This window comes from Arthrobacter sp. LjRoot78, from assembly GCF_964254335.1.
Classification (GTDB): Bacteria; Actinomycetota; Actinomycetes; order Actinomycetales; family Micrococcaceae; genus Arthrobacter.
This window is the reverse complement of sequence record NZ_CAXUTG020000001.1, coordinates 1,893,086-1,907,250: the sequence shown is the minus strand read 5'-3', so window position 1 is coordinate 1,907,250 and position 14,165 is coordinate 1,893,086. Positions and strand designations below refer to the sequence as shown.

The 14,165-nt window shown below is 62.2% G+C and carries 14 protein-coding genes; 5 read left to right on the top strand and 9 right to left on the bottom strand.

Features of this window, described 5'->3' with window-relative positions:
• Window positions 1-26: 26 nt before the first annotated feature.
• The 7 genes from ACSQ1X_RS08770 to ACSQ1X_RS08740 all read right to left on the bottom strand — a co-directional run bounded on the left by ACSQ1X_RS08770 (window position 27) and on the right by ACSQ1X_RS08740 (window position 5,783).
• A complete protein-coding gene (locus ACSQ1X_RS08770; RefSeq protein ID WP_436057357.1) occupies window positions 27-1,511 on the bottom strand; it encodes an EAL domain-containing protein in 1,485 nt (494 codons plus the stop codon).
• Between the two features lie 118 nt (window positions 1,512-1,629).
• Window positions 1,630-2,658, bottom strand: coding sequence for a hypothetical protein (locus tag ACSQ1X_RS08765; RefSeq protein ID WP_436057356.1), 1,029 nt, complete (start codon window positions 2,656-2,658; stop codon window positions 1,630-1,632).
• A 137-nt stretch (window positions 2,659-2,795) separates the two neighbouring features.
• Window positions 2,796-3,311 carry a hypothetical protein gene (locus ACSQ1X_RS08760; RefSeq protein WP_436057355.1) on the bottom strand — a complete coding sequence of 172 codons (516 nt, stop codon included), beginning with the start codon at window positions 3,309-3,311 and terminating at the stop codon, window positions 2,796-2,798.
• Window positions 3,312-3,599: 288 nt separating this feature from the next.
• Window positions 3,600-4,007, bottom strand: coding sequence for an antibiotic biosynthesis monooxygenase family protein (locus ACSQ1X_RS08755; RefSeq protein WP_436057354.1), 408 nt, complete (start codon window positions 4,005-4,007; stop codon window positions 3,600-3,602).
• Window positions 4,008-4,083: 76 nt separating this feature from the next.
• The gene (locus ACSQ1X_RS08750; protein WP_436057353.1) at window positions 4,084-4,431 is read right to left on the bottom strand and encodes a cytoplasmic protein; all 348 of its coding nucleotides are present in this window, start codon (window positions 4,429-4,431) and stop codon (window positions 4,084-4,086) included.
• 815 nt (window positions 4,432-5,246) lie between these two features.
• A complete protein-coding gene (locus ACSQ1X_RS08745) occupies window positions 5,247-5,450 on the bottom strand; it encodes a cold-shock protein (RefSeq protein ID WP_055802320.1) in 204 nt (67 codons plus the stop codon).
• A 192-nt stretch (window positions 5,451-5,642) separates the two neighbouring features.
• The gene (locus ACSQ1X_RS08740; RefSeq protein WP_156372379.1) at window positions 5,643-5,783 is read right to left on the bottom strand and encodes a hypothetical protein; all 141 of its coding nucleotides are present in this window, start codon (window positions 5,781-5,783) and stop codon (window positions 5,643-5,645) included.
• Window positions 5,784-6,364: 581 nt separating this feature from the next.
• On the opposite strand from ACSQ1X_RS08740, the gene ACSQ1X_RS08735 reads away from it, so the two are divergent.
• Both ACSQ1X_RS08735 and ACSQ1X_RS08730 read left to right on the top strand, forming a co-directional pair.
• A complete protein-coding gene (locus tag ACSQ1X_RS08735; protein ID WP_436057352.1) occupies window positions 6,365-7,489 on the top strand; it encodes a serine hydrolase domain-containing protein in 1,125 nt (374 codons plus the stop codon).
• Between the two features lie 703 nt (window positions 7,490-8,192).
• A complete protein-coding gene (locus ACSQ1X_RS08730) occupies window positions 8,193-8,711 on the top strand; it encodes a class I SAM-dependent methyltransferase (protein WP_436059302.1) in 519 nt (172 codons plus the stop codon).
• 163 nt (window positions 8,712-8,874) lie between these two features.
• Here the strand turns inward: ACSQ1X_RS08730 and ACSQ1X_RS08725 are convergent, their stop codons facing one another.
• Together ACSQ1X_RS08725 and ACSQ1X_RS08720 are read right to left on the bottom strand one after the other, a co-directional pair.
• Window positions 8,875-9,195, bottom strand: a complete 321-nt coding sequence (locus ACSQ1X_RS08725) for a hypothetical protein (protein ID WP_436057351.1) — start codon at window positions 9,193-9,195, stop codon at window positions 8,875-8,877.
• Window positions 9,196-9,633: 438 nt separating this feature from the next.
• Window positions 9,634-10,440, bottom strand: coding sequence for a hypothetical protein (locus ACSQ1X_RS08720; RefSeq protein ID WP_436057350.1), 807 nt, complete (start codon window positions 10,438-10,440; stop codon window positions 9,634-9,636).
• A gap of 93 nt (window positions 10,441-10,533) precedes the next feature.
• Between ACSQ1X_RS08720 and ACSQ1X_RS08715 the strand changes: the two genes are divergently transcribed.
• The 3 genes from ACSQ1X_RS08715 (at window position 10,534) to ACSQ1X_RS08705 (ending at window position 13,540) form a co-directional block, all read left to right on the top strand.
• The gene (locus ACSQ1X_RS08715; protein ID WP_436057349.1) at window positions 10,534-10,797 is read left to right on the top strand and encodes a hypothetical protein; all 264 of its coding nucleotides are present in this window, start codon (window positions 10,534-10,536) and stop codon (window positions 10,795-10,797) included.
• A 220-nt stretch (window positions 10,798-11,017) separates the two neighbouring features.
• On the top strand, window positions 11,018-11,533 hold the full coding sequence (locus tag ACSQ1X_RS08710) for a recombinase family protein (protein ID WP_436059301.1): 516 nt from the start codon (window positions 11,018-11,020) through the stop codon (window positions 11,531-11,533).
• A 729-nt stretch (window positions 11,534-12,262) separates the two neighbouring features.
• Entirely contained in the window at window positions 12,263-13,540 is a 1,278-nt protein-coding gene (locus ACSQ1X_RS08705) for an IS110 family transposase (RefSeq protein WP_436059300.1), read from the top strand.
• Window positions 13,541-14,165: the final 625 nt, after the last annotated feature.

Sequence of the window (14,165 nt, the reverse complement as noted above, 5' to 3'; positions counted from 1 at the left end):
GTGGCGGCCCGGGGGTGCCTTTACGGTCATGTCGGACGTGTCCGGTCTTGAGGCGGGTGAACGGGTGAGGGAACATGGCCTCTGTCGACGACGTCGGAGGAGCGGGGGGCCGCTCCTCCGCCTGTGTGCCACCCTTCGGGCCCGGAAGACCATTTGCCCCATTCCTCGGGCTGAACGGTGGGCCTTCCCAGGAAATATCCCTGCCCGGCCGTCATGCCCAGTCCGCTGACGGCAGCAAGTTCGGCAGCAGTTTCGATGCCTTCGGCAACAATGGTCGCCCCGATCCGGCGGGCGAATTCAACCATGGCCGCACCGAGCGCATGCTGGCCGATGTCGTCGTGGATGCCGGCGATGAGGCTGCGGTCGAGCTTGATGATCTCGGGTCGGAGGTGGAGTATGTGGCGCATGGAAGCGAACCCTGAACCGGCATCGTCTACGGCGAGGCGGAGTCCGCGCATCCGCAGGGACTTCAGTTCCCTTGTCAGGCGGCCGTAATCCTCCACTTCAAGATGCTCGGTCAGTTCCAGGACGATCCGGTCCGCGGGAACGGGCGAGAGGGCCAGTAAACTGCGCAGCCTCGGGTCCAGGCACGTGGCCGGGGACAGGTTCAACGCCAGATACATGTTGGCAGGCAGGGTGCGCGCCGCCACGAGCGCGGCTTCCAGCGCCGCGAATTCGAGCTGCGTGCCCATCCCGACGGCCGCGGCCTTATCGAACCAGTAGTCCGCGGAGGCCCCGTCGTCGCTGACGAAACGCGACAAGGCCTCAACGCCGATAACCCTCCCGGACCGCAGATCGTGGATGGGCTGAAATGCCGTCATAATGAGCTGCCCGTCGATGACTTCCCGGATGCGGGCCCTGCTGTGATCGGCCGCGGACTCCGCTGCTGTCCTGGGCGCGAGGAGCCGGCTGGTGCCCTGGACTCCGCCCCGTTGTCCGGCCGCCGGAGGTCTGGTCCTGCCCGAGGATTCCATCCAGACGGTGCTCCCGTCCCGGTGGCGGCACCGGACGACCACACCCGTCCAGACGGACGTTTCAGCATCCTTCGAGGACTGCACGGATTCCCGGGCCCGGACAAGATCCTCCGCCTCTATGACCATCCTGCAGTGCCTGCCGATCAGTTCCGAGGCTTCAAAACCGAACAACACTCCGCTCGCGCGACTGGAAAAGGTGAAGTAGCCCAGATCATCGACCGCCCACAGCCACTCCCTGCTCGTGCACAATACAGTGTCGATCAGCTCGGCGGCGCCCCGCGCCCGGATCCTCTCCCGACGGCGAGACCTGACGAACCTCATGAGACCAATGACGACGGCGGATGCCAGGATCACGATCAGTGATCCCGCCAGGATGTGCAGCCCTGAAAGGGTGGACAGTCCCGGCGGCAGAAGCAGCACAGCGGCCCCGGCGCTCAGGGCCAACACTGCCTGGACCGCGAGCACACCAATGACGACGGCCCGGCCTCCGGTATGGCCGGCCGCTGTGTCTTGGAAGCCCAGCTCGGGGGCAAACAACGACAGACGGAATGCGGCATCACCGGGAAGCTGCCCCGGTGGGGCGGCCGCCACAGGGGCGGGACGGCCCGGCCCGGGGCCGTCGGATGCATGTCGCGGAGCAGGACCGGCAGGCGGCTTACCGTGTGACATCGGCGCTCCGGCGGCCAGGGGCGCGTTTTCCGGCAGCCGAAGCAGCCATCCCCGGGCCGGACAGGCGCCGGCGGCGCCGGCGAAGGAGGAACGATGTCAGGAGCGCCGCGGCGAGCAGCGCGGCGACGACGGTTGCCGGGACGAGCCAGGGAACTGCTCCGTCCGCAGCCGGGGCCACGGCTTCGCCGGGGCCGGCGTCGGGGAATGTGACAGATGCCGATGCCTCCCGTTCCAGCAGACCGCTTTTCAGCGCGATCCTGGCAGTCCATGGCCCGTTGGGGAGTTCCTGCGGGAGCGTGAAGATAACATTCCGGGATGTTCCCGGGGCGATAGTCGTAGCGTTCTGGATGCCGAAGGGTCCGGCGGACAGCCCTCCGGGACCCGCCGTGAGCCGCAAGTCGCCGGTAATGTCCAGCGCCCGTCCGCCTGTATTGCTCACCAGCGCGCTGAGTTGCGGGTTCCCGTGCTGGTCCCGCGAGGGGCTCAAAGAGGTGATGCTGAAGTCAGCCGGTCTGCCGTTGCCCGGCCCGACGGAGAGGTAGACGCGGATCCCGACACGGTTGGCCTGCACGACGCCGGCTTTGTCGGCCGCGCTGCGCACTTCCGCCCATACGGCGCCGTACTGTTCGCTTTCCGGGGCGTCGGAAGGGACCTTGATGGTCAGAGGAACCTCCGCCGTGCCTCCGGCGGGCAGGTCGATCTGCGGCCGGCCCACAACAGTCCAGGTAGTGAGGTCGTTGTGTGCTCCGGCGTCCTCCCCGATGAAAGACCCACCGTCAATGTGCGCTGCACCGGCATACAGGCGGATCGTCTGCGCGGCGCCGGTGTTGTTCTCGACTTGGACGCGACGACTGATCTCGCTGCCCGGTGCAAGGCGGTCAATGATGTAGGTCCGTGCGCGGGGATCGTCTTTGGTGCTCGCCGGGATATCCAACAGCCGGATTCCGATGCCACCAGGCGCCGGTTCCGCTGCCACGGCGGAAACCGAAGCTGAGAAGAAAAGCAGGATCATCATGAACAGTGTCGACAGGAAACGCAAAACGGGAACCTCGGTTTTGTTCGTCGGAAGTGGAGCGGGTCGTGGATCCGTTCAGGGTGCCGCCGGAGCGTCGTTCCGGCGGCACCCTGAACCGTGGCGCGTGCCTGAAGGCTTTAGAGGACCGAGTGGGTCAGCGTTGCCGTGTAGACGTCGGCCAGGGCATCCGCCGGGGCGGTGACGCTCAGGTCCGCATTCCAGGTCGCGGTGTTGTTCCCTGTCACGGCCATGGCAGCCTGCACAGTCTTAGGGGTGGACAGGTCCGCCCGGGTGGTCCCGTCCACGGTGACAGTTCCGGTCGGAACAGCAACCGCCGGAGTGTAAACAGCCGCGGTCGCCGGGATGACGTTGCTCGGGGTGGCTCCCACGAAGTCGGACAGAACAACCTGGGCGGCCCAGCCAGCCTCGCCGGCGCGGGTGTCGATGACCTCGACACCGGTCAGTGTCGCCGACGCGCTGCTCCCGGGCGTGATCATGGTGAGGTCCGCGCCGACCGGAGCTGAGATGGAAAGGGAACCAACCGGAACCTCGACGGTCGCCGTCGTGTCGGCCGCCGAAGCAGGCAGAGCCAAGGAACCGATCAGCGCCGCGGAAGCTACGGCAACAAGTGATACACGGGAAAAGCTACGCATGGGTTTGAGACCTTCGATGGAAGTGGAGTGAGGATGAAAAACCCGGAAGATCAAGCACTGCCAACATTTGCCAGCTCGCGGAAACACCGCATTAGCAGCCAAACCCCCCGGTACTTCGAAGCTAACAGGAACGATGCGGAGTTTCTCCAAAATGTGGAGAAACTGGGAACCTCTTCAGCCACATGCGCCGCAAGTGGGTAAAACCTGCGCTTACGCCGGGGGCTTATGCACCGGCAGATCTTCCGACGTTCGTCGGACTCAGTCAGGAGCGGACTACACCCGCAGTTGTTAGGAATCCAGCCCTATGGCCGTCAGTTCCTGACCCAGAACCAGTTCCAGTGTGGAGATTTGCATGTCATCTAGATGTTCTTTCATCCCTGCGATCATTGCCGGGAAATCCGGCCGAGACCTGAACTCCTCGATCGCTTCCCGGGTCTCCCACACCGCGTAGCTGAGATAGCTCCGGGGCTGATTGAGATCGCGAAGTAGCCGTGGACGCTGAAGAAGGCCACGAATTGGAGGATCCACATCCTTTACCCCCGATTCCGCAAACGCCCGTGCGAATGCCTCCTCATGACCCGCCTTAACCGACCAGCGGCCGGAGGTATAGAAGATCCCTGCGACAACACTGTGGCCCGGCGTCGGCATATCGGAATTTAGGGGCAGGTCATCGCTCGTCGGTGGTGGCACAGTCATCAACAGTTCCTTCTACTCGTCAAAGGGACAGCGGCAGTGAACGAAACCGGGAACCAATTGGGCTCGCAGGGAACTCCTAGGACTCGCTTGGTCCTAGATACTCCGCCTCATCGTTCGTAGGCAGCGTGGATTCCTTAAGCTCCACAAAGAAGGTATGCGTGTCTGTTTCCCCGATGTTTTCTCCGGAATGGTGCTGGGCAGGCAACCACCGGGCGACTGCGGCGGGTAGCTCCACCTCCATGGACTTTCCCTCGGAAGAAATACGGCGACGGAAAGCAGTGACTGTAACCATCACGCTGTCGGGGTGACTATGCTCTGTGGTCTTATGCCCGGGTGAGTCGGTGTACTCAAGCACGCGGACGCGTTCGTTTTCAAAAGCCACCCGGTAATTCATCGGGTTCGTCTCAACAGGATCCTCCGCCATGGACGGAATATACGCCTACACAGGCTGCATGACCAGAGGATTTTCCCGCTGACATTTCAATGTCCATGCTCGTCTGCACTACCCCGGAATTCCGCGGGCGCCTGTGCAGTCGAATTCCTGCACGGAACGACAGAAGTCGAGCCATCATCAACGACTCACTTGTCCGTTTACCCGTCGATGGTGGAGGACCCGGGACTTTAGCCATCACAAACTTTCCTTTTTATGGTGGGCGCTGGCTTGGGACATTTTGCGCGACGCGTAGTACCTGCCGGCCCGGCAGTTCCCCTCTTCTCCGGCGGTCGCGTCAGGGCCATTATTGGAAATAAAGATCGGAGTTTGCCATGATCCGGGCCCTGCTGTGCAAGCTGAACATTCGCCACGAATGGCACGTCGAGCACACCGAAGACGGCAGCCTCTACAAGCGCTGTCTGCGCTGCGGGAAGGATGATGACCGCGGCGGCGGCGGAACGGGCGCACCAGGAGCGTGGGCCGGGCCGGCAGGAATGGGTTAGCAACCCACCAATGGACAACATCAGCTGAGGATCGTATAGCCCAGTCCCACTCCCCGACGGCCCAGCACGGCCATCACCCGCAGCAAGCCCGGTCACAGCGGCCATCAGCGGCATGATCGATCTGTCGGGCGAATACCCCTGCCACACCTGGCGGATGAACTTCTCAGCCGGGTGGCCACCCCACATTACGGCGCCGAGGTTCAGATGCGAATCCTAGGGATGCCCAGGAAGAGTTTACTCTCGCCTCCGGACACAGCAAGAGACTGGCCGGCCATTAACGGCTGACCAGTCTCTTGGGGACTGCTAGAGCGGCTGAATGTTCTCAGCCTGGGGGCCCTTGGGGCCTTGGGTGATGTCGAATTGAACCTTCTGGTTCTCGTCCAGGGACCTGTAACCGCTGGATGCGATTGCCGAATAGTGTGCGAACACGTCAGCGCTTCCGTCGTCGGGGGCAATGAAACCAAAGCCCTTTTCGGAGTTGAACCACTTGACAGTACCTGTTGCCATGCTTGATGTCCTTCACGGGTCGCTGGGCGGTTCCGCTTTTCGGAATACCGTCCCCGCCACTCACATGGACGAGCCTATGGGCGATCGTTTGCAGGGGGCAACAGTTGTCTTCAAAAGCGGAAGCCGCCGAGGCGCCGTGGCATCAACTGGGCCTGAGTGCCGAAAGGTGAACCGGCCGATGCGAGGTCACTGCTACAGACGTCGGAATTCCCCTGCCCGGAGCTGAACATGGATCGGCAGCGCCATCTGAATATGAGTATTGCCGATCGGCGCATCGAGCAGCTCGTTGATCGAGGTCTGCCCTTCCAGTTCGCCAGCTTGGTTGCTGTCCATGAATCGACAATATGTGCGTCTTAGATGACGTAAGTATTAGGACACGCGTATCAGGACGCAGCCGGTCTTTCATCCCGAAGCGTGGGCGTGAGGGCGGATCTCCAGAGTTCTCACAAACAAAGGATTTCAAGAACAGGTGGATTTGAGAATCGTGGTGTTCGCAGCGAGCTGTTGGAAACGGGGATCTTTGTGACTCGCAGCGATAAGTGGCGGCGTTTTCATGGCGCTAATTGTCACTCTCGGTGCCCCGCATGCCGACGGGACTGAGTGATTTTGTTCGAGGTAGCAGTAAAAGTCATGCAAACGCAAGTGGTGCTCGGGTTCCTGAAGATCCAATCAGAAGTTTCGGGAACATAATTGGAAGTGGGCTGGGCGACACATTCTCGGAGAGGAGTGGTCATGATCCGGGCCCTGCTGTGCAGGCTCAATATCGGCCACCACTGGCTGGCGGAAAGGACGCCCGACGGCGGGTTCCGCCGGCGTTGCACTAAGTGCGGCAAGTACGACCGCCACAGCGCCAAGTGGTCGGGGCACCTCGAGGCTGGAGACCGCCCGGGCAATCCATGGGGTCCGGTTCCGTGATGAACAAGCGCGCTGCAACGCTAGCCGTGGCTCTTGTGCTTTCCGGCTGCACGTTCGGCACCCCTGACGAAACAGCCACCACACCGGTTGCGAAGCTCGCCCCGGCGTTGGAAGCTTTTGCCGTCGACGCTTCCGCGCATGGTGCGACTGCTGTGGTTTTCCATGTGCGGAATGGAGACCAGGAGGAGCTAAGGGCCACCGGGGTGAATGATCTGGAGTCCAACAAGAAGGCGGTCCCTACGGACAAAACGTGGATCATCGGGGCGGGGACGCCGATGGTGGCCGTGTCCGTGATGAAGCTGGTGGAGGTCGGCACCGTGCGTCTGGACGACCCCGTCTCCGCTCATCTGCCCGAGTTCACAGTCATCTTCCCCGGGTGGGAGCGGATCACGGTGCGGGACCTGCTGGGCAGCACGTCGGGCCTGCCCGACTACTTTCCACCCCTGATTGAGTCCGCAAGCCTGGACGAGCTCCAAACGCGCCACTTGACCTTCGAGGAACGGCTCCGGATTGCGGCCGGAGTGGACCTGCCGCCAGGGCCAGTGTCCTACTCTGCGTGGTCTGCAACGGACTGGGAAGTACTGGGCTGGCTGCTGGAAAGCAAACACAACCGCGGACTCGGAGAGGTTCTCGCCAAGGACGTGTTTGAGCCGGCAGGAATGGGCAACACCCACTTGGCGGCGGTAGGGCAGCCGCCCGAGCCCATGCTGCATGGGTACGTGCTGGAGGACGGGAACAAGCGCGACTTCACCCGTATTGACGCCGTGGCCGGGTCGGCTGATTCCGGGGTCATTTCAACTGTTGAAGACCTCAGCAGATTCGTGGCGGCGCTCACCACAGGTCGGCTCATCCGCGAGGAAACGTGGAAGAGCATGATTGAGGCCGAGCCGTTCTCTTTGGGTGGCATCCGTCCAAGCGACGACATCTGCCCGGGCACACGCCACGTCTTCGTGTCCGGGGGCGGAGGGCCGTACAGTGTCCAATCCGTGTCCTCCTTAGACGGCCACCGGCAGGTGACGGTGGTTACGGTACTTCCGCCGCGGGAGCTGAACGTCACAGACGCGCCTGCGCTGGTCCCCGAGATGGAGGACGCTGTCCTGCAGACAGTCAGGAGCATGTGCTAGCTAGAACACCATAATCCGCCGGGGCATTCATGTACCTGCGGGACGGCCGGCCTCACCCTCCTGCCGTCGGCCCTATCCAGGCACTGTAGTTGCCTCCTGTTCCTCCGCCGCCGCTATCGTCATCCTTGCCGCATCGACGACAGCGTTTATACACGCCGCCGTCTTCGGCATGTTCGAGATGCCAATCGTGCCGAATGTTCAGCTTGCACAGCAGGGCCTGGATCATGGCAGCCTTCGATTCAAATCGCAGGGCTCTGTATCTTTAACAATGGCCTTCGCCCCCTCGCTGGGGAAGCAGCCCGACGCGCTCCTGAGCGAGTGACATTCACTCTCAGTATGGGCGCCTACCGTCAGCTGGAAAGGTCGGGAGGGGAACACTTCACGAACGACCGTTCGTGAGACGGTTTGGCGCCAATGAAGGGATGTGACTTTTAGCGGTAAGCGGCGGTGTTTTCACAGCGCTATTTGGCGCATAGCGCATGCCGCAAGGAGATCCGCTAGCTAGCGGACCCCGGCGGGTATGCTATTCAGTGTTGTTCCTCCCCCGATACGCTCGTCAGTATGGGGAGCGAATCCATCCGAGCCGCGTATGGGGTGCGTGCCGCCGAGTACACGCGCATTCTTGGTTCCCTTGAGGACATGCACGAGAAAGATCGGCAGCGCATCGGACGGTGGGCACCGAGTATTGACGGCCAACTGATTGATGCCGGGTGTGGACCCGGTCATTGGACCGACTTCCTGTATCAACGCGGCGCGTCTGTACAAGGAATCGGTCTTGTTCCCGAATTCATTTGAGAGCGCCCGCGTACGCTTTCCTGGAGTGCCTTTTCGCGTTGCATCGTTCCGTAATTTAGACGTACCAGATGGATCACGGCATGGTGTGCTGGCCTGGTACTCCCTCATACACGTGCCACCGGACGAGTTGTCCTTGGTGCTCAGGGAGATCTCTCGCGCCCTCACCCAGGGCGGGCAATTACTCGTCGGATTCTTCGATGGGTCTCCGGGCGATTCTTTCCCGCACGCTGTTACAACGGCGTACTACTGGTCCCCCGAGCAGATGGGGGACCTGCTGAGCGAAGCGGGTTTCGAGGTTGCTCGACATGGAGACACGCCAGGACCCGGGCAAGCGGGCTCATGCAGCCATAACTGCCGCCGTCCGGTAAAGGATCCCTTGTCCGGATTCACCGGTCGTTTTGTAGATGTGTGTGAATCGCCGCGATAAGTGGCGGCAATTTCATGGCGCTATATGTCGCCTCCGGTGCCTGGAACCCGCACATTCACCAGACCTTCGCTAGCTGAAGTGAGGTTCGAAGGGGAAGCGGCCCTTAACATGCCGGCCCCGCTCGAACCCGCCAACAAGTCCGCAGTTATATGTCCAACAGTTGTCACGCCTCGATACCAGCTTCGCGGCGAAGATAAATCCACTCCTCCCTAGGGAGGAGCTCTCGAGGAGCCGGCGGCAATGCCCCAACCGCCTTGAAGCTGACGTTCGTGGGGGGCGTGAAGTCGGCGATGACGTAGGTTTCTACCTCAGCGACAATCTGAACTTGGTCATCGGTGGGCTCGTGTTCGTAGATGAATCTGGCTTCGATCAATGGTTCGGCAAGCAGAATCGCGACGCCACGCAAGGGCGGCGTAACCATGTCCCAGAGTGCTCGTTGGAAGGAGATCAGGACTTGGATGCGAAAGTCAAGACTGCCGGGCATTATGAGGGTCTTCCAAGGACGACGTGAGCCCTGCTGTCCACGGTAGTGCAAGAGTGCTTTGAAATGGCCATAGCGTCACCGTACATGTTGCACGCAAAAGGAATCGGCCTCGTCCCGGGCCGGCCCGTGTCTTGGAAAGATGTCTCACCGTGGATCGTCTCAGCGGGGTGCTGGCCCGGGGTTTCTGAGGCACAATGGCCGGGTGAGACATCTTGGGTATACGTGTCATTTTCAGAAGTCGTCTGCACTGAATATCAGAAGTCCCCTGCACTAAGCCGTTGCGCGGCGGAGTATCCAGCGTTCACAAGTCATCTGGACTACCCCGAAATCACGGGAAGGCCAGTGCATGCGACTTCGGAAACTGACAGCACGCAACGAAGCAGTCGGGTTGGTTCCGAGGCGGGGTCGGCGCCCCGCAGGCGGGGATCGCCTATCGCATCAGCTGGTCACCTGTCGGACCTTGAACACGATCGAGTCGAAGACGGTGCGTGCTTCTCTGGTCAGCTCCGGATTGATCGATTCGTGGAATTGGACCACCCAGAACATGGCGCGCTGGCCGTTCAGGTTGACCACCCGGTAGGTTTCCCGTTCAGCGGCGGTCGAGTACCAGCGGGTGCATAGGTTCGAGTATTCGGAGTGAACGCAAAACTGACCGTTGTCGCAGGCTTTGATGTCCACGTCGCCCTCGACGGAGTGGTCGAACTCGACACCGGAGTAATCGCCCACCACGACCTCGACGGGAGGGGTGCTGGACGTTGACGTCTGGGCCGTCATCGCGTCGACGAAGGCCCTAGCCGACCGATTGACCTCGACGAGCGAGCCCTGCCACGCGCATGCGTCCGTCGGCACATGGTCGGAGGGCCACCAACCCACGAAAACCGCCATATCATCCGGGTGATCCGGGTCGTCCTTTCCCAGGCCATCGCCGTCGGCCGACCAGCCGTCTGGGACGGTGATCTCGAAATTCTCCGCGAAGCTGGTGACGAGGTATGTACCAGCGTCGATGTCGCCGCTGTCCGGCAGCGGTGGGACCGTGCGAGCCTCCGTGGTCGATGCGGGGGGCGGCGTCTCGGTGGTCGATGCGGGGGGCGACGTCTCGGTAGTCGATGCGGGGGGCGACGTCTCGGTAGTCGATGCGGGGGGCGGTGCCTCGGTGGCGGTGCAAGCCGAGAGGCCGACGGGCCCGAGTAGTCCGACGGACAAGATCGATGCCAAGGCTATAGCGCGGCGTAGCAGCGAGGACATGGAGGCCTCCAAGGGCGAGCTTTGTGATGGGCACGTTACCCCCACGTGTCAGCGACTACAAGGGGTAGGTACTAAGGCCCGCAAAGACCCAAAATGAAACTCGCACTAGCGTTGGTTGGGGAGTTTCTAGTGGGTGCCGCAACTTCTCGCCTCATCACCGGCCTGATCGGTGGGGAATCAGTTGGAGTTGCGCTTATCGGTGCCCTCGTTGGTGGGGTCCTCAGCGTCTTTGGGTTCTTCGGCATTCGGGCGGCAATCGCATCCCGTAGAAGGGCAGATCAGGCAAAAGAAGCGTGGCTTAAAAACAGGGCTACGTCTGACTCGCCGAACCGGTACGAGCAAGAACAGGAAGACTAACGAATCTGTTCCGAGTGAAGTGTTCTTGAAAACGAAGGATTCCGAGAAAGCATCGAATCGAGAATCCCGCGATCGATCGCTCATCGAAGTGGCGCAACGTCCTGCCGCGGAAAATTGGCTCGACGAAGAAAAAACGGCAGCCCTCGCCCCGGTTCTCATAAATAATTCTCGTATCGGTACAGTCGAACTAAGGCCCCGAACCGAGTATTGAGAAGAGAACATCCCCAAGACCACGCACCGCATCGGCTACGCTCGGATTTCCACCCGGGACCAGAACCTGGACCTGCAGCGCGACGCCCTACAGAAGGCCGGATGCGACAAGATCTACAAAGACGCAATCAGCGGCACCAAGTCCCAACGCCCCGGCCTCGACCAGGCGCTGGACAACCCACGCGAAGGTGACACCCTGGTGGTGTGGAAGCTGGACCGCCTGGGCCGGAGCGTAAAAGACCTCCTGGACTTCGCCGGCGGACTGAACGACCGCGGCGTAGGACTCGTCAGCCTCACCGATGCGATCGACACCACCACGGTCTCTGGACGCTTCTCTTTCAACGTCATTGCTTCCCTAGCCCAGATGGAACGGGAACTCATGGTCGAACGTACGCCGTCCGGACTGCAGGCCGCACCAGAACAAGGACAGGTCGGCGGCCGCAAACGCATCATGACGGCCAGTTGGCGGCACCGAACGTCTGGTCAACCTAGTCCGTCATGCCGCCCCGCTCCCCCGCCTCCATGAACCACCAGAAGTAACTTCGCTGTTTGTCATTCTGATCCCCATCATCGCTGGGCGGGTCCTCCGCGCAACCAGGGCGCTACGCGCCGGGCTCGATCCAAAGTTTCGTTCGGCGCTCCTAATTCGTTGTTAAGCGGCTTCCAGGGGGCCAGATGTTGGTTTCTTCCGGAGCTGTCTTGGTGGGGTTCTGCGGTGGAGTCATCGGTGGTGACGCCTTCGGCGCTCTTGGATCTTGGAATCCTCGACGCAGAGCGGCGCGTTCGCTGGTGCCCCTCCGCAGAATTCTGAATTGGCCGGGCGGTCACCCCGGCTGGAAGCGATCGCAAGTAGCTTCCCGCAGAGTCAGATCGGCTGGCCTGCCGGGAGCTGTTTTCGGGGTTCCGCGGCGCAGCGCTGCTGCAACGCCTTCGGCGCTCTTGGGTCCTTGAACCCTCGACGGAGAGCGGCGCGTACCAGTGGCAGATTGACGCTGCAGAACCCCGAACCGGGCCGGCAGATGCCTCCTGGTTTTTGCCGGCCAGGTTCCGCCGCCCGCGTGGCAGCGGAACCCCCGACTGTTGGCGTGGTACTTGATTCTCGTGGTGGCGTGCAGGCTGCGGGATGACCCCTTCCTTCTCCGGGAGCCGTGGAGCTCTTGGTTAGACCGGGGCGCCCGAAGTGGACTCGTTTCACGAACGGCTGGTGAGATGGCAGACCTTCGAGTCTTGGAATTAGGGCGCTGCGTGATCCGAACTGGCACACCCCGGGAACAGAACACACCTTGACTGCGAGGAGTACAGATTGGACATCTACTGCGGGATCGACTGGGCCGAGGGCCACCATGACATTGCCATCATCGACAGCGCCGGCGATCTGCTGGCCAAACGCAGGATCACCGACGACGCCGCAGGCTACCGGGACCTGATGGAACTGCTCGCCGAACACGGGGACACACCCCAGGACCCTGTCCCGGTAGCGATCGAAACCAGCCAGGGCCTGCTCGTCGCCGCCCTGCGCGCCGGCACCCGGAAGATCTACGCGGTCAATCCGCTCTCGGCCGCACGCTACCGCGACAGGCACGGGGTCTCGAAGAAAAAGTCCGATCCCGGCGACGCCTTGGTGCTGGCGAACATCCTTCGCACCGACGCCCACGCCCACCGCCCCCTGCCGGCCGACACCGAGCAGGCCAGGGCGATCACCGTCCTGGCCCGCGCCCAGCAGGACGCGGTCTGGGCACGCCAGCAAACCGCCAACCAGCTCCGCTCCGTGCTCCGCCAGTTCTACCCCGCCCTCCTTCAGGCTGGCGCCGTCTGGCAGAACGGCCTGGCCCGCCCCGAAATAAGGGAACTGCTGCGCATCGCCCCCACCCCCGACACGGCCGCACGCCTCAGCACCGCACGGATCGAAACTGCCCTGCGCCGCGCGGGACGCTCCCGCGGCATCACTGCCCAGGCCCAGCGGATCAAGACCATCCTTCGGGGTGACCACGCCCGCCAGGCCCAAGCCGTGGAAGACGCCATGGGCCAACAGGCTGCCGGTCTGCTGCTCCTCCTCGACGCCGCCTGCCAGAGCGTCGACCAGCTCGGCACCGCAGTTGAGGAAGCCTTCCTCAACCACCCTGATGCCCAGATCCTGCTCAGCTTCCCCGGGATCGGCAACCAGCTCGGGGCCCGGCTCCTGGCCGAGATCGGAGATGACAGAAACCGCTTCGCAGACGCCCGCGCCCTGAAGGCCTACGCCGGCTCCGCACCAATCACCAGAGCCTCCGGCAAGAAGAAATTCGTCGGCCGCAGATTCGTCAAGAACGACCGCCTCAGCACCGTCGGCTACATGTGGGCGCTGTCTGCCCTCACCGGATCCCCAGGCGCCAGAGCCCACTACCAGCGCCGCCGCGCAGCCGGGGATTGGCACGCAGCAGCCCAGCGCAACCTCTTCAACCGCCTCCTCGGCCAACTCCACCACTGCCTCACCACCGGCACCCGCTTCGACGAAACCACAGCCTTCACCCCACCCGCGGAGCTCGCTGCTTGACATCTTAAACACGTGAGATGTCTCCGTCGCTTATTTCCTCGCCAAACTTTGGATCACTCCCGGTTCCCCAAGTTGCACTCCGGACCCTCAAACCCAGCGGTGACTCCGCTATCAGAACGACGCACACATCTGACAGACACATCCGCTGCAAGCAACGGCCGACTACTTCGTCCACGACCCCAGTGCCGCCAGCGTGCTCATCGCTGTGTTCAGCGGAATGAGCGTCGGTGACGTCAACCAAAGCCTGGACCGCCCCGGAAGAAGAGTCCGGATCCCACACACCTGCTCTCTGTCGACGGATCGTGCGCCGGCTACAGAAACCTCCGTAGACATTCCCGCTGAACCCTGAAAGTCCTAGGAAAACGACGGCCCGGGCCCCAAGTCATGTCGACTGCAACAGAGACCTGCATGAAGTGGTGAAGCCAAGACTATGAGGAAGGGACCAAAATGCAGGTCGAAAGCCACCCGTGCACAAAAGTGTGCACAATGTGCACGCCCCCTTTGGCCGGACAAACACGCGATGAGAGTCCTCTGTCTGGCTCGCAGCAAGCAGCTATCCCAGGAAGATCCTCGAAGACAATTCGGCTCGGTCATGTCGTCAGCACAACTCGTGGCCATGAACAAG